Raw genomic sequence first — 22,967 nt, 5'->3', positions numbered from 1 at the left:
TCGGCTGGCCTTTCGCGGCATGTATTATTATGCGTCTGCGCTATGGACAAGCAGATGACACAATCCGATAGCCTGACGGCCCGCAGGACCGGTGAGGTCGCCGCCGTCATCGTCGCCGCAGGACGCGGCGAGCGCGCGGGGCAGTCCGTCGAAGGACCGAAGCAATATCGCCAGATCGGCGGCAAGCCGGTGCTGCGTCACACGCTGGAAACCTTCCTCACCGATCCGCGCATCGGGCGCGTGGTGGTGGCGATCCACCCGGACGACGAAGCGCTGTTCGCCGAGGCCACTGCCGGCCTGACCGATGATCGCGTCATCGCCATCCATGGCGGCCATTCCCGCCAGGCCTCCACCCGGCTGGCGCTGCTTGCGCTTTACGATCCGTCTCCGCAGACGGTTCTCATCCATGACGGCGTGCGCCCCTTCATCGACCGCGAGCTGATCGACCGGATCATTGCGGCGGTGGAAGATGGTCGCGGCGCGCTGCCATCCCTGCCCGTGGCCGACACGATCAAGCGCGCAGGCCCCGCCGGCAACATTGCCGAGACGGTGCCGCGCCACGACCTGCATGCCGCGCAGACGCCGCAGGGCTTTCCCTTCGCACTCATCGCGGCAGCCCATGAGCGCGCCCACAAGCTGGGGCGTGAGGATTTCACCGACGACGCCTCCATTGCCGAATGGGCGAAAATCCCGGTTCGGCTCGTTGCGGGCTCCGTCGACAACATCAAGCTCACCTGGGCGCGCGACATCGCGCTTGCAGACGAACGCCTGACCCGCCCGAGCGTCTTCCCGGATGTGCGCACCGGCAATGGCTATGACGTGCACACCTTTGCCGATGGCGATGCGGTCGTGCTTTGCGGCGTCGCCATTCCGCATCACAAGCGCCTCTCCGGCCATTCGGATGCCGATGTGGGCCTGCACGCACTGACCGACGCGCTTCTGGCCACCTGCGGCGCTGGCGATATCGGGACGCATTTTCCGCCCTCCGACCCGCAATGGAAGGGCGCCGCCTCGCACATCTTCCTCGAACACGCAGCCGCCATGGTGCGCGAGGCAGGCGGACGCATCGCCAATGTCGATGTCACGATTGTCTGCGAAGCGCCCAAAATCGGTCCGCATCGCGAGAGCATGACGGCAGCCCTTGCCGGCATGCTGAACATCGCGCCGCACCGCATTTCCATAAAGGCCACCACCAATGAGAAGATGGGTTTTGTCGGGCGCGAAGAAGGCATTGCGTCGATCGCCACGGCAAGCGTGATCTATCCCGGCGAGGTGCCGGGATGAGCGGTTTCGAGACACGCGCCCGCGCTGTTCTTGCCGCCTGCAACGCACGCGGCATCATGCTCGCCACGGCCGAATCCTGCACCGGCGGCATGATCGCAGCCGCCCTGACCGACATTGCCGGCTCCTCCTCGGTCGTCGACCGTGGCTTCGTCACCTATTCCAATGAAGCCAAGATGGAGATGCTCGGCGTTTCGCCAGAAACGCTGGCCGCCCATGGCGCTGTCTCGCAGGAAACCGCGCTGGAAATGGCTCAGGGCGCGCTTGCCCACTCACGCGCCGGCGTGACGGTCGCCGTCACCGGCATTGCCGGCCCGGATGGCGGGTCGGATGAGAAACCGGTTGGACTTGTCTGGTTCGGACTGGCGATGAAGGGCCGCGCGCCCGTGGCGCAGTCCCATGTCTTTGAAGACCGCGACCGCGCCGGTGTGCGCGCTGCGACCGTCGAGACCGCGCTCGACATGGTTCTGTCAGCCCTTCAGGAAGGCTGAATTCAGGCGCTCACGCCGTAGATCACATCCGCACGGCGCTCGAACGCCTCGGAGAACATGCGGAAGGCGCGGTCGAACATCGCGCCCATCACCGCGCCGAGCATCCGGCTCTTGAACTCATATTCGATGAAGAAATGAATTTCGCACGCGCCCTCGCCGGCCGGCTCGAAGCGCCATTCGTTCTTGAGGAAGCGAAACGGGCCGTCCACATAGCGCACGTCGATTGCCGCATCGTCGGGTTTCAGCGTTACCTGGCTGGTGAATGTCTCCCGCAGCGCCTTGTAGCCGACGGTCATGTCGGCCACGAGCAGCGTCACGCCATCGCGTTCCTTGCGCGTGCGCACGCTGAGCGCTTCGCACATGGGCACGAATTCAGGATATTTCTCCACATCCGCGACGAGCGCGAACATGTCCTCGGCTGTGTGCGCCACGCGGCGCACGGTCTCGAATTTCGGCATCAGTTCGCAGCAGCACCAGCGCCTTCAAGACGCGCCTCGCGCGCCGCCCGCAGCTTTGCGAAGTCTTCACCTGCATGGTGCGACGAGCGCGTGAGCGGGCTCGAGGAAACCATCAGGAAGCCCTTCGTGTAGGCCACGGTCTCGTAGGACTTGAACTCCTCCGGCGTGACGAACTTCTTCACCGGATGGTGCTTGCGCGTCGGCTGCAGATACTGGCCAATGGTCATGAAGTCGACATTGGCCGAACGCAGATCGTCCATGAGCTGCAGCACTTCGTTACGCTCTTCGCCAAGGCCGACCATGATGCCCGACTTGGTGAACATGCCGGGATCAAGTTCCTTGACCTGCTGGAGAAGACGCAGCGAGTGGAAATAGCGCGCGCCGGGGCGAACCTTGAGATAATTGCCCGGAACGGTTTCCAGATTGTGGTTGAAGACGTCGGGCTTTGCCGCGACGACGACTTCAAGAGCGCCGTCCTTGCGCAGGAAGTCGGGCGTCAGGATCTCGATGGTCGTTTCGGGCGAAGCCGCGCGGATTGCGCCGATCACATCGGCAAAGTGCTGCGCGCCGCCATCGGCCAGATCGTCACGGTCGACCGAGGTGATGACGACATGCTTCAGCCCCATCTCGCGAACGGCCTTGGCGACATTGTCGGGCTCGTTGATGTCCACGGGACCGGGAATGCCGGTTGCGACGTTACAGAAGGCGCAGGCGCGCGTGCAGATCTCGCCGAGGATCATGAACGTGGCGTGCTTCTTGTCCCAGCATTCGCCGATATTCGGGCAGCCGGCCTCTTCACACACGGTCACGAGCTTGTTCGACTTCACGATCTCGCGGGTTTCCATATAGCCCTGAGAGGTCGGCGCCTTGACGCGAATCCATTTCGGCTTGCGCATCACGTCCTGATCGGGGCGGTGTGCCTTTTCGGGATGCCGCGGGCGCGGCTTGTCGGTGACGGTATCGAGAATGGTGACCATGTTTGTCCTATCGCGTGCGGCGCGGGGCCGAACGACCGAATATCCAGAGGATCAGGATCGCGCCAAGAATGGCGACCACCAGATTGCCAAAAAAACCATAGAACGAGATGCCGGCAATACCGGCAATCGTCCCGCCGACAAAAGCGCCGGCTATGCCGACCAGGATATTGGTGAGAAAGCCATGCTCGCGGTTCATGGTCTTTTCAGCCACGTAACCGGCCAGAAAACCGATCACGAGCAGTCCGAAAAAGCCGACACCTGACATTCCCATACCAGGTATTCCCATGAGGCCGTGGCTTTCGCCCATCATCCCGATCCTCGTTGCGTTCCCCCGCATATAGTCCACTTGTCGCGGGGGAAACAGGGGCTTTTCAGCCCTTTTCGAGCATTTGGCGGTCAGGCAGCATCACCAGACCGCACAGAAGCCCCGATCTCAAGCGTTGAGCGTGCGCCCATAGGCGTCGAGAACGCTTTCCTTCATCATCTCCGACAGGGTCGGATGCGGGAAGACCGTGTGCATCAGCTCTTCCTCGGTCGTCTCCAGGTTCATTGCGACGACAAAGCCCTGAATGAGCTCGGTGACTTCCGCGCCGATCATGTGTGCGCCCAGAAGCTCGCCCGTCTTCTTGTCGAAGATGGTCTTGATGAAGCCCTGATCCTCGCCAAGCGCAATGGCCTTGCCATTGGCGGCGAACTGGAAGCGGCCAACGCGAATGTCGCGCCCGGCTTCCTTGGCCTTTGCTTCCGTCAGACCGACGGAGGCGACCTGCGGCTGGCAGTAGGTGCAGCCCGGGATCAGGCCCTTTTCAAGCCCGTGAACGCCCGGCACGCCGGCGATCTTCTCGATGCAGATCACGCCTTCATGCTCGGCCTTGTGCGCCAGCATGGGCGGGCCTGCCACGTCGCCGATGGCGTAGATGCCGTCGACATTGGTGCGGCCATAGCCGTCCACGGCAACGCAGCCGCGATCCGTCTTCACGCCCAGCGCCTCGAGCCCGAGATTTTCAATATTGCCCTGCACGCCAACAGCCGAAATCAGCTTCTCGGCGGAGATCGTCTCGGTCTTTCCGTCCTTGGTCTCGATATGGGCGGTGACGCCGTCCTTGCCCTTCTCGACCTTGGAAACCTTTGCGCCAAGCTTGAACTTGATGCCCTGCTTCTCGAACTGACGCTGTGCGAATTTGGAAACTTCCGCATCCTCGACCGGCAGGATCTGCGGCATCAGCTCGACCACCGTAACCTCCGCACCCATGGTGCGGTAGAAGGAGGCGAACTCCATGCCGATTGCGCCGGAGCCCATAACGACGAGCGACTTCGGCATCGTCTTGGGAACCATTGCCTCGAAATAGGTCCAGATCCTGTGACCATCAGGCTCGATGCCCGGCAGAACGCGCGGACGCGCACCGGTGGCGACGATGATGTGCTTTGCCTTGTAGGTTCCGGGGCCCTTGGTGTTCTTCGGCGCGGGCGGCTGCGGCTGCATCGCCTTCTTCGCCGTTTCCGACACCACGACTTCGCCAGGCTTGGAAAGCTTGGCCTCGCCCCAGATCACGTCGATCTTGTTCTTCTTCATCAGGAACCCGACGCCGCCATTGAGGCGCTGCGAGACCTTGCGCGAGCGGTCGACGACGGCGTCCACATCGGCCGTCACCTTGCCCTCGATGGAGAGACCGTAGTCCTTGCCGTTTTCGGCATAATGCTTGATCTCGGCGGAGCGGAGCAGCGCCTTGGTCGGAATGCAGCCCCAGTTGAGGCAGATGCCGCCCAGATGTTCGCGCTCGACGATTGCCGTTTTCAAGCCAAGCTGTGCAGCGCGGACCGCGGTCACATAGCCGCCCGGTCCCGAACCGATGATGATAACGTCGTAGTTTTCAGCCACAGCTGGTCTCTCCTTGTAGTCGTATCGTTGTTTCAGGGCGCGGGGCAGACCCGCGCCCTGAAAGAAAATCAGGCCCGCTGCGCCCCGCGCAGGCCGAAGGCGATGAGCAGGAGGAAGATGCCGTTCGACAACAGCTCAACCGCCAGCAGAATGCCCAGAATGGTTGCGGCCGCCCACGGCATGTCCGCCAGGATCATCACGCCGAGAACCAGCGAGACGAGGCCCGAGAACAGAACCCATCCCCAGCCCGAAAGCGGGCGGAATGCAAAGGCGTACATGATCTTCACCACACCGAGCACGAGGAAGATGATCGCCACCAGAACCGTGAGCGAAACAATGCCCGCCGCCGGTTTCATGATGATGGAAACGCCCACTGCGAGCATCAGAACGCCCATGAGCAGCGCCCAGAGGAACCCGCCCCAGCCACGCACGCTGAACGCCTGCACGATCTGCAGCACGCCAAACAGGACGAAGGTCCATGCGGCCAGCATTGCAGCGGTCATCGTGGCCGCGAATGGATTGGCGAATGCCAGAATGCCGCCAATGAGTGAAATGGCGCCGAGCAGGGCAAGCCAGCCCCAGGAAGCGTGTACGCTTCTATTTCCTGCCGTATCGGCCATATGTCTATCCTTCCGCCTTTAAAACCCAAGCATTTCAGTAACGACCGGCGCGACTCCCGCACCGATCAACCTCGTGTTGTCGGCGTCCAGATGAACGCCGTCAAGCGGACTTGTGCGCGCCACACGGCCAGCGTCGAAGAAGCCGACATCCATGTCCCGTGCGAGCGCTTCATATAAACCGGCGAGCTTTGCCGATTCGGAGCGCGCGTTATCGAACAGTACTGAAAAGTCGGGATCATCCGTCGCGCAGGCCTGCGGCGGCGCCATGACGAGCGCTTTCGGAGCCGGATCGCCCATCGGGTAGTCATGGCTGCGCACGATGTCGACCAGACGCTGCATGCCCTGTTTCGCACCGAAGGCGCGGCCACAGATGAACGGCTTCATGTCGTTCGTGCCAAGCATGATGATGACGAGATCAAGAGGTGCATGGCTCGTCAGAAGTGTCGGCAGAACCCGCGAACCATTGCGGTCTGCGCCGGCAGCGTAATCGTCAAACACCGTGGTGCGGCCATTGAGCCCTTCGGCGATCACCCGGGCGCGGTCGCCCAGAGCGGCCTGAAGTGCACTTGGCCAGCGGTCTTCAAAGGAATGGCGTCCGGGGCCGGCAGGATCGTACCCCCATGTCAGCGAATCGCCGTAGCACAGGATGGTGTTCATGTTCCGCCCCCGGACAAGATGTTCATTTGCGGCCTATACCAGCATCGCCATCGGGTTTTCGATGACCTGCTTGAAGGCGGCGAGGAGTTCTGCGCCAAGCGCGCCGTCGACTGCACGGTGGTCGGTCGAAAGCGTGACCGACATCACGGTCGCAACCTTCACTTCGCCATCCTTCACCACGGCCCGCTGCTCGCCCGCGCCGACCGCGAGGATCGTCGCATGCGGCGGGTTGATGACGGCGGCGAAGTCCTTGATGCCGAACATGCCCAGATTGGACACGGCCGTGTTGCCGCCCTGGAACTCTTCCGTCTTCAGCTTGCGCGAACGCGCCCGCGCGGCCAGGTCCTTCATCTCGTTGGAGATGGCAGACAGCGTCTTCTCGTCGGCGCGGCGCACGATCGGCGTGATCAGACCGCCGGGGATCGACACGGCAACGCCCACATCGGCGTTTTTGTGCTTCACCATGGCGTTCTCGGTCCACGACACGTTTGCGTCCGGCACCATGGCCAGCGCCCTGGCGTGGGCCTTGATGACCATGTCGTTGACCGACAGCTTGTAGGCCGGCTTTTCGCCATCCCCGGTCTTCACCTTCGGCGCGGCATCATTGAGCTGCTTGCGCAGCGCCAGAAGCGCGTCGATCTCGCAATCGAGCGTCAGGTAAAAATGCGGGATGGTGGACTTGGCCTCGACCAGACGGCGGGCGATGGTCTTGCGCATGCTGTCATGCGGGATGAGCTCGTAGGAGCCTTCCTCGAACAGTTTCAGCACCTGATCGTCGGACATGGCCTGCGGCGCGGACGCAGCGGCGGAAGCTGCTTCCGCCGGTGCGGCTGCCTTCGCACCGCCATCCTTGCCGGCGACTTCCACATCGGCCTTGACGATCCGGCCCTTCGGACCCGAACCGGTGATGGCGGACAGGTCGAGACCGGCTTCCTTCGCCAGACGGCGGGCAAGCGGAGAGGCAAACACGCGCTCCCCATCGCCGGAGGAAGCAGACTTCGCCTCTGCCGGCTTTGCCTGCGCGGGCGCTTCGGCCTTTTGCGCCGGTGCTACGGCTTCAGCGGGCTTCTCGGCCTCGGGAGCCTTCGCCCCGGCCTTTGCGCTTGCGCCGCCTTCGGCAGCCTTCACGGCGTCGGCAGCGTCCTCGCCTTCCTCGGCGAGAACCGCGATCAGCGCATTCACCTTAACGCCTTCGGTGCCTTCCGGCACGACGATCTTGGCGACGGTGCCTTCGTCTACGGCTTCCACTTCCATGGTCGCCTTGTCGGTCTCGATCTCGGCGATCACGTCACCGGGAGCGACGGAATCCCCTTCCTTGACCATCCACTTGGCGAGATTGCCCTCTTCCATCGTCGGCGAGAGGGCGGGCATGGTGACTTGGATCGGCATGGTTTCCTCCCCCTCAGTTGCGATAGGAAACGGCTTTCACCGCCTCGACCACTTCGGCGACGCTCGGGAGCGCCAGCTTTTCGAGATTGGCGGCATAGGGCATCGGAACGTCCTTGCCGGCCACCGTGATCACCGGAGCGTCGAGATGATCGAAGGCCCGCTGCATCACCTGGCTGGCGATATGCGCGCCGACCGACGACTGCGGGAACCCTTCCTCGACCGTCACCAGACGGTTGGTCTTCTTCACGGATTCGATCACCGTATCGAGGTCCATCGGCCGGATCGTGCGCAGGTCGACGATTTCCACGTCGATGCCCTCGGCTGCCAGTTCCTCAGCCGCCTTGACCGCATAGGTCATGCCGATGCCGAAGGAAACGATGGTCGCGTCCGTGCCCGTCTTGTGGATGCGCGCCTTGCCGATCGGCAGAACGAAATCGTCCATCTTCGGAACGTCGAAGCTCTGGCCGTAGAGAATCTCGTTCTCCAGGAAGATCACCGGGTTCGGATCACGGATCGCAGCCTTCAGAAGGCCCTTCGCGTCGGCTGCCGTGTAGGGCATCACCACCTTGAGGCCCGGAATGTGCCCGTACCAGGCGGCGTAGCACTGCGAATGCTGTGCCGCCACGCGGGCAGCAGCGCCGTTGGGACCACGGAACACGATGGGCGCGCCCATCTGGCCGCCAGCCATGTAGAGCGTCTTGGCCGCCGAATTGACGATCTGGTCGATCGCCTGCATGGCGAAGTTGAACGTCATGAACTCAACAATCGGCTTCAGACCGGCAAAGGCCGCGCCAACGCCGACGCCGGCAAAGCCGTGCTCGGTGATCGGCGTGTCGACGACGCGCTTGTCGCCGAATTCCTGAAGGAGCCCCTGGGTCACCTTGTAGGCGCCCTGATACTCGGCCACTTCCTCGCCCATGACGAAGACGTCGCCGTCACGGCGCATTTCCTCGGCCATGGCGTCGCGCAGCGCTTCGCGCACGGTGGTCGAAACCATCTCGGTGCCTTCGGGAATGTCCGGATCGGCAGCGACCTTGATTTCCGGTGCAGCCGGCACGGAGCCACCGGAAGACTTTTCTTCCGACTCCGCCTTTGCGGCGCTGTCGTCAGCAGCCTTCGTCTCTTCGGCAGCCGGCTTTGCAGCCTGCCTGTCGAGATCGGAGGCGCTTTCGCCCTCACCCAGAAGAACAGCGATGGCCGTGTTCACTTTCACGCCTTCGGTGCCTTCGGCGATCAGGATCTTGCCGAGCGTGCCTTCGTCCACGGCTTCCACTTCCATGGTTGCCTTGTCCGTCTCGATCTCGGCGATCACGTCACCGGGAGCGACGGCATCGCCTTCCTTCTTGATCCATTTGGAAAGATTGCCCTCTTCCATGGTCGGAGAGAGCGCGGGCATGAGAATTTCGGTTGGCATGTCGGCCCTCCCCTCAAAGCAGAATGTCGGTGTAGAGTTCAGACACATCCGGCTCCGGATCCGTCTGTGCGAATTCGGCCGAATCGCCGACCACGTCACGCACCTCTTTGTCGATGGCCTTCAGCGCATCTTCATCCGCCCATTTGCTGGCCAGAAGACGCTGCTTCACCTGCTCGATCGGATCGTGCTCGGAGCGCATCTTCTGCACTTCGTCCTTGGAGCGGTATTTCGCGGGGTCAGACATGGAATGGCCGCGATAGCGGTAGGTCTGCATCTCGAGGATGATCGGCCCCTTGCCCGAACGGCACCAGTCAACGGCCAGCTCACCGGCCGCCTTGACCGCACGTACATCCATGCCATCCACCTGGATGCCGGGGATCTTGAACGAAAGGCCGCGATGCGAGAAATCGGTCTCGGCGGAGGAACGCGCGACCGCCGTGCCCATGGCGTAGCGGTTGTTCTCGATGATGTAGATCACCGGCAGCTTCCACAGCGAGGCCATGTTGAAGCTCTCATAGACCTGGCCCTGGTTGGCCGCGCCATCACCGAAATAGGTGATCGAAACGCTGTCGTCGCCACGGTAACGGTTGGCAAAGGCAAGCCCGGTGCCCAGCGGCACCTGCGCGCCGACAATACCGTGACCGCCGTAGAACTTCTTCTCCTTGGAGAACATGTGCATGGAGCCGCCCTTGCCCTTGGAGTAGCCATTGCGGCGCCCCGTGAGCTCGGCCATCACGCCGCGCGCTTCCATGCCTGTTGCGAGCATGTGACCATGATCGCGATAGCCGGTGATGACCTGATCGCCTTCCTTCATGCTCATCTGCATGCCGACGACGACGGCTTCCTGGCCGATATAAAGGTGACAGAAACCGCCGATCAGGCCCATGCCGTAAAGCTGGCCGGCCTTTTCCTCGAAGCGGCGAATGAGCAGCATTTCACGATAGGCGTGAAGCTCCTGCTCCTTGTCGAATTCCTCGGGCTTTGGAGCCTTTGGTGTCTGGCCGGCACTTGCTGCCGCCCCTTTTCCGGTCGAGCGTGACCTGTTGCCACTGGTCTTGCTTGCGGCTCGCGCCATGCCTCTACTCCCTAGCTGACAATCCGGGGAATTTGTGCAACGGTGGAGCGCGGCAAAATTGCGCCGTGAGCCTCCCGTCATCTCCCGCTTATAGATGACAAAGCTAGCACGTAGTTCACATTTCGGCCATTCAAAATCCGCATAGCTGCCATGCAGCTAAATGCTTGGATTTGCACACCTTCTTATCGATTAACTGAAAGTCGGTTAATTCACCGATCCGCGCCAATGAGGATAATGACCTCATTTTCACGCGCGACATTGAGCGCGCGCCGGGCCTGCTCGTCCAGCATGTCCTTCTCGAGGCTGCCATCATTCACCAGCGCAACACGATGCTCCAGCTCCCTGCGCTTGGCGACAAGCGTGTCGAGCCTGGCCTGCGCCTCGGCAATGCGGGATTCGAGCTGAATTTTGGAATAGATACCGTATTCGCCGTGATAGGCATGAAAGCCGAAATAGGCGAGAAACAGGCCCGTGATCGTCGGAACGATCAGGCGACCAGTGTTGCGGCGTTTGTGATGACGTGTCCACATGCGGAAAAAACCCTTCTCCCGCATGTGTTCATATCTTGCTTAATGGACCGTTATTTCGGCACGGCCATTTGCATTTTTATCCGCGCAGGAACGACTTTCCGGCGTAACGCGCCTGACGGTCGAGCTCTTCTTCGATGCGGATGAGCTGGTTGTATTTCGCGGTCCGGTCGGAGCGCGCCAGCGAACCGGTCTTGATCTGCCCGCAATTGGTCGCGACAGCCAGGTCGGCAATGGTGGAATCCTCGGTTTCGCCCGAGCGGTGCGACATCACTGCGGTGTAGCCGGCCTTGTGCGCCGTCTCCACAGCATCCAGCGTCTCGGTCAGCGTACCGATCTGGTTCACCTTCACGAGGATCGAATTGCCGATGCCCATCTTGATGCCGTCGCGCAGACGCGCCGAATTGGTCACGAACAGATCGTCGCCAACGAGCTGGGCCTTGTCGCCAACCAGATCGGTGAGGATCTTCCAGCCCTCGAAATCGTCTTCCGACATGCCGTCTTCGATGGAGATGATCGGGTAGTTGCCGACCAGTTTGGCGAGATACTCGGCCTGCGCCTTGCCGTCGCGCGTCTGGCCTTCGCCTTCGTAGACGTACTTGCCTTCCTTGAAGAACTCGGTGGCGGCGCAATCGAGCGCGATGCCCACATCTTCACCCGGGCGGTAGCCGGCCTTCTCGATGGAGGCGAGAACGAAGTCCAGCGCATCCTCGGCGCTCTTCAGGTTCGGCGCAAAGCCGCCCTCATCGCCCACATTGGTGTTGTGGCCGGCATCCTTCAGACCCGCTTTCAGCGTGTGGAAGATTTCCGAGCCCCAGCGCACGGCTTCACGGATGGAAGATGCGCCAATCGGCATCACCATGAATTCCTGGAAGTCGATCGGGTTGTCGGCATGCGCACCGCCATTGACGATGTTCATCATCGGCACCGGCAGGACATGCGCCGACGCACCGCCCACATAGCGGTAAAGCGGCAGGTTGGAGGATTCGGCAGCGGCCTTCGCCACGGCCAGCGAAACGCCGAGAATGGCGTTTGCGCCGAGACGGCTCTTGTTCGGCGTGCCGTCGAGATCGATCATTGCCTGGTCGATCTGCATCTGGTTCTCGGCCTCGAGACCGCTCAGCGTCTCGAAGATCTCGCCATTGACCGCATCGACGGCCTGCTCGACGCCCTTGCCGAGATACCGCTTGCCGCCATCGCGCAGCTCCACGGCCTCGTGCGCGCCGGTGGACGCACCCGAAGGCACGGCGGCGCGGCCCATCGAGCCGTCTTCCAGAACCACATCGACCTCGACGGTGGGGTTGCCGCGGCTGTCCAGTATTTCGCGTCCGACAATGTCGAGAATGGCAGTCATTTTAACTCTCTCTGATCTGGAGGTTGATCCTGGGCATGAACCCGGGGGCAAGAACCCCGTAAGGTAAGAACCCGGGAGGAAGTGTCCGCGCTTTCTTAGCGCAGACACGTGAAAACTCAATGTCGCGCCTGACGTTCAGGCAGCCTTTGCGATCCGGTCGAACGCCATGAGACGCTCAAGAAGCCCTTTCATCTCGTTCAGCGGCACCATGTTCGGACCATCCGAAGGCGCGTTGTCGGGGTCCTGGTGCGTTTCCATGAAGACGCCGGCAACGCCAACGGCCACGGCCGCCCGCGCAAGCGTTTCCACGAACTGGCGCTGGCCGCCCGACGAACCGCCGAGACCGCCGGGCTGCGCAACCGAATGGGTCGCATCGAAGATCACCGGCGCGCCCATGGCCGCCATCTGCGGCAGACCGCGCATGTCGGAGACGAGCGTGTTGTAGCCAAACGAGGTGCCCCGCTCGGTCGCCATCACATTGGGATTGCCCGAAGCCGTCACCTTGGAAATCACGTTTTCCATGTCCCACGGCGCGAGGAACTGGCCCTTCTTCACATTTACCACCTTGCCGGTCTCGGCAGCCGCGATCAGGAGATCGGTCTGGCGGCACAGAAAGGCCGGGATCTGAAGCACATCGACCACTTCAGCGACGATGCGGCACTGCTCCTCCGTGTGGACGTCCGTCAGAACCGGAACGTCGAATTCCTTGCGCAGATCCGCGAAGATCGGCAGGGCTGCCTCCAGCCCCGCACCGCGCTTGCCCGAAAGCGATGTGCGGTTCGCCTTGTCGAAACTGCTCTTGTAGACGAGACCGATGCCAAGCTCGTCCGTCATTTCCTTCAGCGCGCCTGCCATGTCGAAGGCGTGCTCCCGCGTCTCCATCTGGCAGGGACCGGCGATCAGAGCCAGCGGAGCGTCGTTGCCGAAAACGACATTGCCGACCGTGACACGCGGATTGGGTTTCATAGGGAAGACTCCTCAAAGACAAATAATGCGCCCTGCCCGGCCGCCGGCGGCACGATGATGGAACCGGCTTCGTCGGCGAACAGGATCTCACGAATCGAAAATTGCTCGCGCAATCTGGCAATATCCAGACACTCAAAGACGATTGCCGCGAGATCGAACCGGCCATGTGGAGAAACACGGTCTAGACCATAACGCATTCCGTAGCGCTCGGGCGTCATCACCGTCAAAACCGCGTTGCGGAGCCTCAGATCGACTTCGCCATCCACCGGCCGCTCATGCGCTTCATCGGAAAGTGCGTCCAGAAAGCCTGCATAATCGTCCGGCGATGCAGCAAGCATGACGATGCGTGCTGTACCCGTCACGCCATTTGAATGCGTCTCGAGCGCGCCGCGTCCCGCAGTCGGCATGTTGATGCGCTGGCAGGTGAAGAAAAAGTGGCCGTCGGCGTTTTCCGGCGCGGCAAAGGCCAGCCGGAACGACGCCGTGGCCTCACGCCCCTCGGCGTCGCGGAACGGACGCGAGAAGGACAGCGGCTTTCCCGCAGAAATCCCTGCATCGACAAAGCGTGCGTGATCGGCATCGGCGTCCGCCGTTCCCAGAACCACGGCTGAAAACCCTTCATCGCCATAGGTTTGACGAAAGACGCTGTCCCGCTCAATGAAGACATTGCCCTCGGCTTCCGCCTCAAGGGCAGCCTTCTGGTCCATGCGGGCCAGGGGTTCGAGATAGGAGCCGTCTGAGAGAAAAACGCAGCAATTGCCGGTGCCGAAAGGATGCGCCGCGTCTGCAGCGACCGTGAAGCCAAGCGCTTCCAGTCGTTCCCGCGCGACCGTCAGGCCCGCGGTTGGCAACACACAATGATCGAGGGGGCGATCGAGGGTGCGATCAAGCTTGCGATCAGGGCTGCGCGGCATTTGCATCTTGTCTTCAGATACCATGCACCGCATGTGCCCGAAGCCCGGGCGCTTTGCAAGTGCAGAGCCGGGCAAGGATGGTTTCCCCGCCATGAAGGCGGGGAAATGAAATCACACGAGACGTGACTGCTCCACCGCAGCTGCGATGAAGGAAGCGAAAAGCGGATGCGGCTCGAAGGGCCTGCTCTTCAGCTCAGGGTGATACTGCACACCGATGAACCAGGGATGGTCGGCATACTCCACCGTCTCCGGCAGAACGCCATCGGGCGACAGGCCGGCAAACACCAGACCGCACTCTTCCAGCTTCTGACGATAGCCGATATTCACCTCGTAGCGATGGCGGTGACGCTCGGAGATTTCCTCCGAACCATAGATCTCCGCAATCTTGGTGCCCTCGACGAGCATCGATTCGTATGCGCCGAGGCGCATCGTGCCGCCGAGATCGCCAGAGGCCGTGCGCTTCTCGAGCATGTTGCCCTTGAGCCACTCGGTCATCAGGCCGACAACGGGTTCGCTGGTCGGACCAAACTCGGTCGAGGAGGCATTCTCTATGCCAGCCAGCGAGCGGGCCGCCTCGATGCAGGCCATCTGCATGCCGAAGCAGATGCCGAAATAAGGCACCTTGCGCTCACGCGCGAACTTGGCCGCCAGGATCTTGCCTTCCGCACCGCGCTCGCCAAAGCCGCCCGGCACCAGAATGCCATGCACTTTTTCGAGCCACGGAGCCGGATCTTCCTTCTCGAAGATTTCCGCTTCGATCCATTCGAGCTTCACGCGCACCCGGTTCGCCATGCCGCCATGAGACAGCGCCTCGATGAGCGATTTGTAGGCGTCCTTCAGGCCCGTATACTTGCCGACGACGGCAATCGTGACCTGGCCTTCCGGATTGTGGATGCGGTCTGCAACCTCTTCCCAGCGCTCCATGCGCGGCTTCGGCGCCGGATCGATGCCGAAGGCCGACAGCACTTCCGAATCGAGCCCTTCTTCGTGATAGGCGATCGGCACATCATAGATATGCGCAACGTCGAGCGCCTGAATCACGGCTGATTCGCGCACATTGCAGAACAGCGACAGCTTGCGCCGTTCTTCGGCCGGGATCTCGCGATCCGCGCGCACCAGAAGGATATCCGGTGCAATGCCGATGGAACGCAGCTCCTTGACCGAGTGCTGGGTCGGTTTCGTCTTGAGTTCGCCCGCCGCCGGAATCCACGGCATCAGCGTCAGATGCACATAGACGGCGTTGCCGCGCGGCAGTTCATTGCCGAGCTGACGAATCGCCTCGAGGAACGGCATCGCCTCTATGTCGCCAACGGTTCCGCCGATTTCGCATAACACGAAATCGTAATCCTCATTGCCTTCAAGGACGAACTGCTTGATCTCGTCAGTGACGTGCGGGATCACCTGCACCGTGGCGCCCAGATAGTCGCCACGACGCTCTTTTTCCAGAATATTCTGGTAGATCCGACCCGTGGTGATGTTGTCCTGCTTGTTGGCCGAACGCCCTGTGAAGCGCTCGTAGTGGCCAAGGTCCAGGTCGGTTTCGGCACCGTCATCGGTGACGAAAACCTCACCATGCTGATAGGGCGACATCGTGCCCGGATCAACATTCAGGTAGGGATCGAGTTTACGGATGCGAACGCGGTACCCACGGGCCTGAAGCAACGCGCCAAGGGCCGCTGCTGCAATGCCTTTTCCGAGGGAGGAGACCACGCCGCCGGTTATAAAAACATATCGCGCCATGGGACTCATCGCTTATCCGGACACAGGCGATTCCGCCAGCAAAAAATAACGAGACGCAAATCTTTTTGCGCCCCGCGGTGAATAACTCTTGCGCACTGCAATACCGGCCGCACCATTCAGGCGGCCGGAAAGCCTTGCAAGCGTGGGCTTACTGCCCCGTGGGAACCTGATCTTCAGGATTTGCTTCGGCAGGAGCTGCCGGCTCGTCGGTCGGAACCGATGCGCCTGCGCCGCCAAGCTGGTCGAGAACGCCGCCCGTGCCTTCGGTCTGCTCGCTTCCGGCCGGGATGCGGTCCAGAATGTCTGTCGGGCTCGCGCCGTAACGGGCGATCAGCGAAAGAGCAAGCGAGGTTGCGAAGAAGGCCGCGGCGAGGATCGCCGTCGTGCGCGTCAGCGCGTTGGCCGCACCGCGCGCGGACATGAAGCCGGAACCGCCGCCGACACCAAGGCCGCCACCCTCGGAGCGCTGCATGAGGACGACGCCGACCAGCGCGACCACGACGATCAGATGAATGACGATGATAACGGTCTGCATGTTTCCTTCCGGCTTTCCGGCTCGAAGCATCCGCTTGAATGCGGACGCGGCTCATTACACGGCTTTCACCGCTTTTCCAAGACCGCCGGGTGCTCACTCACAGGGTCTCGTCTTCGATACCCCGTAATTTTGCCCTTAAAAGGACCGCACCGCATCCGGTTTTGCGGCTTTTCAAACGCGTTTTCGCTCAAATCACATCAAATGACGGCATTTGAACGAAGCTCGCTCTCACATAGGCGGTTGAGCGAGCAACGCAAGACTTTTCTCTTCACTCAGCTCGGACAGGCAGCCGCGATGGCGAGAAAATCGACTGCCTTGAGGCTCGCCCCGCCCACCAGCGCACCGTCCACATTCTCAATCGAGAGAAGCTCGGTCGCGTTGCCGGGCTTCACCGACCCGCCATAGAGAAGACGCATCTTGTCGGCTTCGTCGCCGAGCAGCGTCTTGAGTTCGGTGCGGATATGCCTGTGTGCTTCAGTAATGTCCTCGACCGTGGGCGTCAGGCCCGTGCCGATGGCCCAGACCGGCTCATAGGCAACCACGGTGTTTGCCGCCGTGGCTTCCGCCGGAACCGAACCGGCGATCTGGCTGGAGAGGACGGAAAGCGTCTTGCCGCCTTCGCGCTCTTCTTTGGTTTCGCCTATGCAGATCACTGCCGTGAGGCCGGCGCGCCATGCGGCCTTCGCCTTGTCGGCCACGACGGCATCGCTCTCGCCATGATCGGTGCGGCGCTCCGAGTGACCGACCAGCACATGGCTCGCCCCCGCATCGGCCAGCATTTCGGCGGAGACATCGCCCGTATGCGCGCCGGAGGCTGCCGCGTGGCAGTCTTCACCGCCAAGGCGCAGCTTGCTGCCGGCGAGCGCGTCACTTGCGCGCGACAGGAGCGTTGCGGGAACGCAGATCAGCCCTTCCGCGCCGCCAAAGGCGCCCTCGCCCATCGCTGCGAGTTCACCGAGGTCGGCCGAAAGACCGTTCATTTTCCAGTTGCCTGCAATCAGGGGGCGAATACCTGGCGTCATGCGTCAGCGTCCTTACAAAAATCAAACTCGGCAGCTTCCCTAGCAAAAACACGCGCTAATGCAAAAGCAATTGGGCCTGCAATTCCCACTCAACTATCGACACCCGGCGTCAGGGGCGTTATTGCGCTGTGTTGGGGCCAGTCCCTGAAATCACGCGAGGAACTTCGGAAAAGCCATGCTCGACAGTCTCAGAAACGCCGCCTCTACCTGGATCGCCAAGCTGCTCCTGGGCCTTCTCGTCCTGAGCTTTGCGGTTTGGGGCATTTCGGGCCAGATCCTGAACGATCAGTCGCGCAATGTGCTGACGGTCGGAGATTCCTCCGTTTCCATGCTGGATTACCGGCTGGCCTATGACCGCCAGATCAACACGCTTTCGCAGCGTCTTGGCACGCGCGTCACGCGCGAACAGGCTGTTGCCTTCGGCATTGATGAACAGGTTCTGCAGCAGCTGGCAGCCGGCGCGCTTCTGGACGAGGAAGCCCGCAAGCTCGGCCTTGGCCTTTCGAGCGACCGGCTTGCGCAGCTGACGGCGGACGACCCGGCGTTCCGCGGACCGGACGGTCGCTTCAACCGCCAGCAGTTCGATTTCGTTCTGAGCCAGATCGGCATGCGCCCCGAAGATTATCTGCGCAACCGCGAACAGGTGGCCATTCGCCAGCAGATCGTGGAAGCGGCAACGGACGGCATGAGCGTGCCGGATGAGCTGTTCAAGAACCTGGCGCTCTATCGCGGTGAAGACCGCACCATCGAATATGTGGCGCTGCCGCTGGCTCTGGTCGAGCCCGTCGCAACGCCGGACGACGCGACGCTGCAGACCTGGTTTGACGAACGCAAGGCAGACTATGCGGCGCCGGAATACCGCAAGTTCAGCTATGTGAAGCTTGAGCCGAGCGACATTTCCGACCCGGCTTCCGTGTCCGAAGATCAGGTCAAGAAGGCCTATGACGACCTGCGCAACCGCTACACGACGCCGGAGAAGCGCACGATCGAACAGATCGTCTTCCCGGATCGCGAAGCAGCCGAAGCTGCGCTGAAAAACCTGCTCGACGGCCAGAGCTTCGCAGACGTGGCGACGGCCGCCGGCAAGAGCGCCGACGACATCGCGCTCGGCACGCTTGCCCAGGGCGAAATCGCAGACAGCGCCATCGCCGAAGCGGCCTTCGCGCTCAGCGAAAACCAGTTCAGCGACGTGCTCGACGGCACGTTCGGACCGGTGATCGTGAATGTTTCGGAAGTTCAGGCCGAGGTGGTTCTGCCCCTCAGCGAGGTGGAAGACGAGATCCGTCAGGACCTGGCGCTTGAGGAAGCGTCGCGCGTTCTGCTCGATGTGCACGATGCCTACGAAGACGCGCGCGCCGGCGGCGCGACCATGGCGGAAGCAGCCGAGCGCATGAACCTGACCATGCGCACGATTGAAGCCATCGACGCCACTGCGCGTCGCCCTGATGGCGCGATCGTCGGTGATCTACCCGTTTCGGCAGAGCTGATTCGCGAAGTGTTCGAGAGCGATTCCGGCATCGAGAATGCGCCCCTCTCCATGGGCGGCAATGGCTTCATCTTCTACGAGGTGGAAGGCATCACGCCCGAGCGCGACCGCTCGCTTGACGAAGTGCGCGAAGAGGTCACGCAGGACTGGATCGCAGCCGAGACGGATCGCCTTCTGGCTGCGCGCGCTGCCGAGCTGGCCCAGAAGGTGAAGGACGGCGTTTCGCTGGATGACATCGCTCTGGAAATCGACCAGCAGAAGCAGGTGAAGCGTGGCGTCAAGCGCACGGCGAACGACGCCGATCTTGGCCAGGCCGGTGTTGCGGCGGTGTTCTCCGTTCCGCGCGATGGCAGCGGCGTGTTTGCCAACCCGGCCGGCGACGGACAGGTTCTGTTCCGCGTCACCGAGGTCTTCGAGCCGGCGAGCGCGACGGCGGAGAGCATTCCCGAAAACCAGCGCGACGCCATGCGCACCGGGCTTGCCGACGATCTTCTCGACCAGATGGTTGCACGCCTGCAGGGCAAGCATCCGGTGACCGTGAACCGGGCTGCAATGCAGGAAGCCCTTAGCTTCTGAGGCCGACGATGAAGGCATTCAAAACCTATATCGCCAAGGCAGCCTCGGGCGAGCCGCTGAGTTTTGACGATGCGCGCGAGGCGTTCGACATCATGATGTCGGGCAATGCGACACCGAGCCAGATCGGCGGCTTTCTGATGGCGCTGCGCGTGCGTGGCGAGACCGTTGAGGAAATCTCGGGTGCAGTCGCCACCATGCGCGACAAGATGCTGACAGTCACCGCGCCGGAAGATGCCGTGGACATCGTCGGCACGGGTGGCGACGCCTCCGGCTCCTACAATGTGTCCACCTGCTCGGCCTTTATCGTGGCGGGCGCGGGCGTTCCCGTCGCCAAACACGGCAACCGGGCGCTTTCCTCTCGCTCGGGCGCTGCCGACACGCTGGCGGCCCTCGGCATCAATATCGAGCTTGGGCCGAACGAGATCGCGGACTGCATCCGCGAAGCCGGCCTCGGCTTCATGTTCGCGCCGGCACATCACTCCGCCATGCGCCATGTGGGCCCGTCGCGGGTTGAGCTTGGCACGCGGACGATCTTCAACCTGCTCGGCCCCCTGTCGAACCCGGCTGGCGTGCGCCGCCAGCTCATCGGCGTTTTTGCGCCGGAATGGGTGGGACCGATTGCCGAGGTGCTGAAGCAGCTTGGAACGGAAACCGCCTGGGTGGTGCATGGCGCGGGTCTTGACGAACTGACCACCGCCGGAACCACGCAGGTCGCCGCGCTCGAAGACGGCCAGATCCGCCATTTCGAGATCACGCCGGAGGATGTTGGCCTCAAGCGCGTGACCATGGCCGACCTGAAGGGCGGCGAGGCAGACTACAATGCGCGCGCGCTCAGGGCCGTTCTCGAAGGCGAAAAGAACGCCTATCGCGACATCTCGGTTCTGAATTCCGGCGCTGCGCTGGTCGTGGCCGGACGCGCCAAGACCCTGAAAGACGGCATCAAACTGGCGGCGGAATCGCTCGACCGCGGACAGGCTCTGGCAACGCTGGAACGCCTCATCGAAGTTTCCAACAGGGGCACGAACAGCGATGACGACTGACATTCTGCGCAAGATCGAGGCCTACAAGCGCGAGGAAATCGCCGCCGCGAAGACGGCCTGCCCGCTGCCTGAACTGGTGGCGCGCGCCCGCGACGTGGAAGCGCCGCGCGGCTTCGGTGATGCGCTGTTGTCCAGGCAAGAGCGCGGGCGCTTCGGCCTGATCGCCGAGATCAAGAAGGCGAGCCCCTCGCGCGGCCTGATTCGTGCGGATTTCGACCCGCCGCGACTGGCTTCCGCCTATGAGGATGGCGGAGCGGCCTGCCTTTCGGTTCTGACCGACGGCCCGTCCTTTCAGGGTGCGCCCGCCTATCTGGAACAGGCGCGCGCCGCCTGCGGTCTGCCGGCGCTGCGCAAGGATTTCCTGTTCGAGCCCTATCAGGTATACGAGGCCCGCAGCTGGGGTGCCGATGCGATCCTGATCATCATGGCGAGCCTGACGGATGACGAAGCCCGCGCGCTTGAAGAGACGGCGCTGGAACTGGGCATGGATTCACTGATCGAGGTGCATGACGAGCGCGAGCTGGAACGCGCGCTGGAGCTTTCCTCGACGCTGATCGGCATCAACAATCGCGACCTGCGCACCTTCGAGACAAGTCTTGAAACAAGTGAGCGGCTGGCCCCGCGTGTGCCCGAAGACCGCCTGGTGATCGGCGAGAGCGGCATCTTCACCAATGACGACTGCCGGCGGCTGGCGCGTGCGGGCATGAACACCTTCCTGGTGGGCGAAAGCCTGATGCGGCAGGATGATGTGACCGCTGCCACGCGCACGCTTCTGGGGCTCGACGCCGCCAAACTTGCGGGCTGAGCCGATGAGCGAGAAAGCGGCAGGCCTGACCCATATCGGCGCTTCCGGCGAAGCGCATATGGTCGATGTGAGCGGCAAGCAGGAAACCAGCCGGGAAGCGCTGGCGGAAGGCGCTGTGGTGATGAAGGCGGAAACGCTGGAAGCCATTCTGGCGGGCAATGCCAAGAAGGGCGACGTTCTGGCAACCGCGCGTATCGCAGGCATCATGGCCGCCAAGAAGACGCATGATCTCATTCCCCTTTGCCACCCGCTGGCGCTCTCGAAAGTGGTGGTGGACATCGAGCCCGACCACGAACTGCCGGGGCTCAGGGTGACGGCGCGTGTGCGCGTGACGGGACAGACGGGCGTGGAGATGGAGGCGCTTACCGCTGCCTCGGTCGCCTGCCTGACGATCTATGACATGGCCAAGGCGCTGGACAAGGGCATGGTGCTCGACGGCATCCGCCTTCTTGAGAAGACGGGTGGAAAATCCGGCGACTGGCGCGTAGCGGAGAACTGACCATGAGCCTTTTGCCGGTGGATGAAGCGCTGGAGCGCATTCTCGAGGGCGTGAAAGCACTACCCGGCGAAACGGTGTCCATTGAAGAAGCCGACGATCGGGTTCTGGCAGCACCGCTCGCCGCCACCCGCACACAGCCGCCCTTCGACGCTTCGGCCATGGACGGCTATGCCGTTCGCGCCGCCAATGTGGCGACGCCGCGCGCAATGCCGCTGAAGCTTATTGGAGAATCTGCCGCGGGCAGCCGGTATCACGGCGCAGTGGCCGACGGCGAGGCCGTGCGGATCTTCACCGGCGCGCCGGTGCCCGAGGGTGCGGACACGATACTCATTCAGGAAAATGCGGATATTCTGGACGATGGCCGGATCGAGGCGACCGATACCGTCGCTGCCGGACGCCATATCCGCCGCGCAGGGCTCGATTTTCAAAAGGGCGACAGCGTTCTCGAACAGGGACGACGGCTCGGACCTGCGGGAATAGGCCTGGCGGCTGCGGCAGGCCATGCAACGCTTGATGTGACGCAGCGCCCGCTGGTGGCGGTGATCGCCACGGGCGACGAGCTGGTGCGGCCGGGCAAGCCCTGTGGCCCGGACCAGATCGTTGCATCCAACGGCTTTGCCATCGGCGCTCTGGCGCGCAGGGAAGGCGCGCGCATTCTCGATCTCGGCATCATCCCCGACGACAGCGCGGCGATCTCCGACGCGGTGCGCAGTGCCGCTGCCGCCGGTGCGCATGTTCTGGTGACGCTTGGCGGCGCTTCGGTCGGTGCGCGCGATCTGGTGCGGCAAGCGCTGCTCGATGCGGGCATGTCGCTTGATTTCTGGAAAATCGCCATGCGCCCCGGCAAACCGCTGATGTTCGGGCGGCTGGGTGACATGCGTGTGCTTGGCCTGCCTGGCAACCCGGTTTCCAGCCTCGTCTGCGCGCATCTGTTTCTGCGTCCGCTTATTGCCCGGCTTGGCCAGCGCAGCTATGCGCCGGATCTGCGCTCGGCTGTTCTGGCAAAGGCGCTGCGGGCAAACGATGAACGTCGCGACTATGTTCGCGCCTCGGTGGCGCCTGGCTCCGAAGGGCTGATCGCCACGCCGTTCACGCTGCAGGATTCCTCCATGCTGACCACGCTGGCCGCATCCAATGCACTGATCGTGCGCGAGCCCGGCTCGCCGGCAGCTGAAGAAGGCGATCGCTGCCGTGTTCTGATGCTCGGGTGAGTGCTTCGCACCCGACGGTTACAGCCAGAGGTGCTGAGAACTCCGGTGGAT

23 protein-coding genes are annotated in these 22,967 nt (G+C 62.6%); 7 read left to right on the top strand and 16 right to left on the bottom strand.

All coding sequences use genetic code 11. The annotated features are described in order from the left end of the window. The first annotated feature begins 54 nt into the window (after positions 1 to 54). On the top strand, positions 55 to 1,284 hold the full coding sequence (locus DEJ54_RS14365; protein WP_162742310.1) for a bifunctional 2-C-methyl-D-erythritol 4-phosphate cytidylyltransferase/2-C-methyl-D-erythritol 2,4-cyclodiphosphate synthase: 1,230 nt from the start codon (positions 55 to 57) through the stop codon (positions 1,282 to 1,284). After that, the gene (locus DEJ54_RS14360; protein ID WP_113155174.1) at positions 1,281 to 1,772 is read left to right on the top strand and encodes a CinA family protein; all 492 of its coding nucleotides are present in this window, start codon (positions 1,281 to 1,283) and stop codon (positions 1,770 to 1,772) included. Before DEJ54_RS14365 ends, DEJ54_RS14360 begins: the two co-directional genes overlap by 4 nt. Positions 1,773 to 1,774: 2 nt before the next feature. Here the strand turns inward: DEJ54_RS14360 and DEJ54_RS14355 are convergent, their stop codons facing one another. The 16 genes from DEJ54_RS14355 to tpiA all read right to left on the bottom strand — a co-directional run bounded on the left by DEJ54_RS14355 (position 1,775) and on the right by tpiA (position 17,299). Continuing rightward, positions 1,775 to 2,230, bottom strand: coding sequence for a type II toxin-antitoxin system RatA family toxin (locus tag DEJ54_RS14355; RefSeq protein WP_113155173.1), 456 nt, complete (start codon positions 2,228 to 2,230; stop codon positions 1,775 to 1,777). Continuing rightward, positions 2,230 to 3,207 carry a lipoyl synthase gene (gene lipA / locus DEJ54_RS14350; RefSeq protein ID WP_113155172.1) on the bottom strand — a complete coding sequence of 326 codons (978 nt, stop codon included), beginning with the start codon at positions 3,205 to 3,207 and terminating at the stop codon, positions 2,230 to 2,232. The genes DEJ54_RS14355 and lipA overlap by 1 nt, the downstream gene beginning before the upstream one ends. Positions 3,208 to 3,214: 7 nt before the next feature. After that, complete coding sequence (locus DEJ54_RS14345) at positions 3,215 to 3,514, bottom strand: GlsB/YeaQ/YmgE family stress response membrane protein (protein ID WP_113156296.1); 300 nt, start codon at positions 3,512 to 3,514, stop codon at positions 3,215 to 3,217. Positions 3,515 to 3,640: 126 nt separating this feature from the next. Further along, complete coding sequence (gene lpdA, locus DEJ54_RS14340) at positions 3,641 to 5,086, bottom strand: dihydrolipoyl dehydrogenase (protein ID WP_113155171.1); 1,446 nt, start codon at positions 5,084 to 5,086, stop codon at positions 3,641 to 3,643. A gap of 68 nt (positions 5,087 to 5,154) precedes the next feature. Beyond that, positions 5,155 to 5,706 carry an HdeD family acid-resistance protein gene (locus DEJ54_RS14335; RefSeq protein ID WP_113155170.1) on the bottom strand — a complete coding sequence of 184 codons (552 nt, stop codon included), beginning with the start codon at positions 5,704 to 5,706 and terminating at the stop codon, positions 5,155 to 5,157. An 18-nt stretch (positions 5,707 to 5,724) separates the two neighbouring features. After that, positions 5,725 to 6,363, bottom strand: coding sequence for an SGNH/GDSL hydrolase family protein (locus tag DEJ54_RS14330; RefSeq protein ID WP_113155169.1), 639 nt, complete (start codon positions 6,361 to 6,363; stop codon positions 5,725 to 5,727). Positions 6,364 to 6,396: 33 nt separating this feature from the next. Next, positions 6,397 to 7,752 (bottom strand): pyruvate dehydrogenase complex dihydrolipoamide acetyltransferase, encoded by a 1,356-nt coding sequence (locus DEJ54_RS14325; protein WP_113155168.1) that lies wholly within the window; start codon positions 7,750 to 7,752, stop codon positions 6,397 to 6,399. Positions 7,753 to 7,765: 13 nt separating this feature from the next. Beyond that, positions 7,766 to 9,166 carry a pyruvate dehydrogenase complex E1 component subunit beta gene (locus DEJ54_RS14320; RefSeq protein ID WP_113155167.1) on the bottom strand — a complete coding sequence of 467 codons (1,401 nt, stop codon included), beginning with the start codon at positions 9,164 to 9,166 and terminating at the stop codon, positions 7,766 to 7,768. Positions 9,167 to 9,179: 13 nt separating this feature from the next. Next, positions 9,180 to 10,241: a pyruvate dehydrogenase (acetyl-transferring) E1 component subunit alpha gene (pdhA, locus tag DEJ54_RS14315; protein WP_113155166.1), complete on the bottom strand. Its 1,062-nt coding sequence runs from the start codon at positions 10,239 to 10,241 to the stop codon at positions 9,180 to 9,182. A gap of 209 nt (positions 10,242 to 10,450) precedes the next feature. Continuing rightward, on the bottom strand, positions 10,451 to 10,771 hold the full coding sequence (locus DEJ54_RS14310) for a septum formation initiator family protein (RefSeq protein WP_113156295.1): 321 nt from the start codon (positions 10,769 to 10,771) through the stop codon (positions 10,451 to 10,453). A gap of 76 nt (positions 10,772 to 10,847) precedes the next feature. Continuing rightward, positions 10,848 to 12,122 carry a phosphopyruvate hydratase gene (gene eno / locus DEJ54_RS14305; protein ID WP_113155165.1) on the bottom strand — a complete coding sequence of 425 codons (1,275 nt, stop codon included), beginning with the start codon at positions 12,120 to 12,122 and terminating at the stop codon, positions 10,848 to 10,850. A 135-nt stretch (positions 12,123 to 12,257) separates the two neighbouring features. Then, positions 12,258 to 13,088 (bottom strand): 3-deoxy-8-phosphooctulonate synthase, encoded by an 831-nt coding sequence (gene kdsA, locus DEJ54_RS14300; protein ID WP_113155164.1) that lies wholly within the window; start codon positions 13,086 to 13,088, stop codon positions 12,258 to 12,260. Continuing rightward, positions 13,085 to 14,002, bottom strand: a complete 918-nt coding sequence (locus DEJ54_RS14295; RefSeq protein ID WP_113155163.1) for a VOC family protein — start codon at positions 14,000 to 14,002, stop codon at positions 13,085 to 13,087. The genes kdsA and DEJ54_RS14295 overlap by 4 nt, the downstream gene beginning before the upstream one ends. A 111-nt stretch (positions 14,003 to 14,113) precedes the next feature. Continuing rightward, positions 14,114 to 15,742 carry a CTP synthase gene (locus DEJ54_RS14290; RefSeq protein ID WP_162742309.1) on the bottom strand — a complete coding sequence of 543 codons (1,629 nt, stop codon included), beginning with the start codon at positions 15,740 to 15,742 and terminating at the stop codon, positions 14,114 to 14,116. Between the two features lie 148 nt (positions 15,743 to 15,890). Beyond that, on the bottom strand, positions 15,891 to 16,277 hold the full coding sequence (gene secG / locus DEJ54_RS14285; protein ID WP_113156294.1) for a preprotein translocase subunit SecG: 387 nt from the start codon (positions 16,275 to 16,277) through the stop codon (positions 15,891 to 15,893). A 272-nt stretch (positions 16,278 to 16,549) separates the two neighbouring features. Beyond that, positions 16,550 to 17,299, bottom strand: coding sequence for a triose-phosphate isomerase (gene tpiA, locus DEJ54_RS14280; protein ID WP_113155161.1), 750 nt, complete (start codon positions 17,297 to 17,299; stop codon positions 16,550 to 16,552). A 175-nt stretch (positions 17,300 to 17,474) separates the two neighbouring features. On the opposite strand from tpiA, the gene DEJ54_RS14275 reads away from it, so the two are divergent. From DEJ54_RS14275 to glp, 5 genes are read left to right on the top strand one after another with little or no spacing between them, the layout of a single operon-like run. Continuing rightward, a complete protein-coding gene (locus tag DEJ54_RS14275; protein ID WP_113155160.1) occupies positions 17,475 to 19,361 on the top strand; it encodes a SurA N-terminal domain-containing protein in 1,887 nt (628 codons plus the stop codon). An 8-nt stretch (positions 19,362 to 19,369) separates the two neighbouring features. Beyond that, a complete protein-coding gene (trpD, locus tag DEJ54_RS14270) occupies positions 19,370 to 20,401 on the top strand; it encodes an anthranilate phosphoribosyltransferase (protein WP_113155159.1) in 1,032 nt (343 codons plus the stop codon). Beyond that, positions 20,391 to 21,206, top strand: a complete 816-nt coding sequence (gene trpC, locus DEJ54_RS14265) for an indole-3-glycerol phosphate synthase TrpC (protein ID WP_113155158.1) — start codon at positions 20,391 to 20,393, stop codon at positions 21,204 to 21,206. Before trpD ends, trpC begins: the two co-directional genes overlap by 11 nt. 4 nt (positions 21,207 to 21,210) lie before the next feature. Further along, the gene (moaC, locus tag DEJ54_RS14260) at positions 21,211 to 21,705 is read left to right on the top strand and encodes a cyclic pyranopterin monophosphate synthase MoaC (protein WP_113155157.1); all 495 of its coding nucleotides are present in this window, start codon (positions 21,211 to 21,213) and stop codon (positions 21,703 to 21,705) included. A 2-nt stretch (positions 21,706 to 21,707) separates the two neighbouring features. Beyond that, on the top strand, positions 21,708 to 22,916 hold the full coding sequence (gene glp / locus DEJ54_RS14255) for a gephyrin-like molybdotransferase Glp (protein WP_113155156.1): 1,209 nt from the start codon (positions 21,708 to 21,710) through the stop codon (positions 22,914 to 22,916). Positions 22,917 to 22,967 lie beyond the last annotated feature (51 nt).

It is taken from the genome of Nitratireductor sp. OM-1, assembly GCF_003296175.1.
GTDB classification, from domain to species: Bacteria; Pseudomonadota; Alphaproteobacteria; order Rhizobiales; family Rhizobiaceae; genus Nitratireductor; species Nitratireductor aquimarinus.
The sequence above is the reverse complement of the archived record's forward strand: the minus strand, read 5'-3'. Positions and strand labels throughout refer to the sequence as shown.

Coding starts and splice junctions, on each gene's coding strand:
- DEJ54_RS14365 (WP_162742310.1), top strand. CDS start 55: ATGACACAATCCGATAGCCTGACGGCCCGCAGGACCGGTGAGGTCGCC.
- DEJ54_RS14360 (WP_113155174.1), top strand. CDS start 1,281: ATGAGCGGTTTCGAGACACGCGCCCGCGCTGTTCTTGCCGCCTGCAAC.
- DEJ54_RS14355 (WP_113155173.1), bottom strand. CDS start 2,230: ATGCCGAAATTCGAGACCGTGCGCCGCGTGGCGCACACAGCCGAGGAC.
- lipA (WP_113155172.1), bottom strand. CDS start 3,207: ATGGTCACCATTCTCGATACCGTCACCGACAAGCCGCGCCCGCGGCAT.
- DEJ54_RS14345 (WP_113156296.1), bottom strand. CDS start 3,514: ATGGGCGAAAGCCACGGCCTCATGGGAATACCTGGTATGGGAATGTCA.
- DEJ54_RS14335 (WP_113155170.1), bottom strand. CDS start 5,706: ATGGCCGATACGGCAGGAAATAGAAGCGTACACGCTTCCTGGGGCTGG.
- DEJ54_RS14330 (WP_113155169.1), bottom strand. CDS start 6,363: ATGAACACCATCCTGTGCTACGGCGATTCGCTGACATGGGGGTACGAT.
- DEJ54_RS14325 (WP_113155168.1), bottom strand. CDS start 7,752: ATGCCGATCCAAGTCACCATGCCCGCCCTCTCGCCGACGATGGAAGAG.
- DEJ54_RS14320 (WP_113155167.1), bottom strand. CDS start 9,166: ATGCCAACCGAAATTCTCATGCCCGCGCTCTCTCCGACCATGGAAGAG.
- pdhA (WP_113155166.1), bottom strand. CDS start 10,241: ATGGCGCGAGCCGCAAGCAAGACCAGTGGCAACAGGTCACGCTCGACC.
- DEJ54_RS14310 (WP_113156295.1), bottom strand. CDS start 10,771: ATGTGGACACGTCATCACAAACGCCGCAACACTGGTCGCCTGATCGTT.
- eno (WP_113155165.1), bottom strand. CDS start 12,122: ATGACTGCCATTCTCGACATTGTCGGACGCGAAATACTGGACAGCCGC.
- kdsA (WP_113155164.1), bottom strand. CDS start 13,088: ATGAAACCCAATCCGCGTGTCACGGTCGGCAATGTCGTTTTCGGCAAC.
- DEJ54_RS14295 (WP_113155163.1), bottom strand. CDS start 14,002: ATGCCGCGCAGCCCTGATCGCAAGCTTGATCGCACCCTCGATCGCCCC.
- DEJ54_RS14290 (WP_162742309.1), bottom strand. CDS start 15,742: ATGGCGCGATATGTTTTTATAACCGGCGGCGTGGTCTCCTCCCTCGGA.
- secG (WP_113156294.1), bottom strand. CDS start 16,277: ATGCAGACCGTTATCATCGTCATTCATCTGATCGTCGTGGTCGCGCTG.
- tpiA (WP_113155161.1), bottom strand. CDS start 17,299: ATGACGCCAGGTATTCGCCCCCTGATTGCAGGCAACTGGAAAATGAAC.
- DEJ54_RS14275 (WP_113155160.1), top strand. CDS start 17,475: ATGCTCGACAGTCTCAGAAACGCCGCCTCTACCTGGATCGCCAAGCTG.
- trpD (WP_113155159.1), top strand. CDS start 19,370: ATGAAGGCATTCAAAACCTATATCGCCAAGGCAGCCTCGGGCGAGCCG.
- trpC (WP_113155158.1), top strand. CDS start 20,391: ATGACGACTGACATTCTGCGCAAGATCGAGGCCTACAAGCGCGAGGAA.
- moaC (WP_113155157.1), top strand. CDS start 21,211: ATGAGCGAGAAAGCGGCAGGCCTGACCCATATCGGCGCTTCCGGCGAA.
- glp (WP_113155156.1), top strand. CDS start 21,708: ATGAGCCTTTTGCCGGTGGATGAAGCGCTGGAGCGCATTCTCGAGGGC.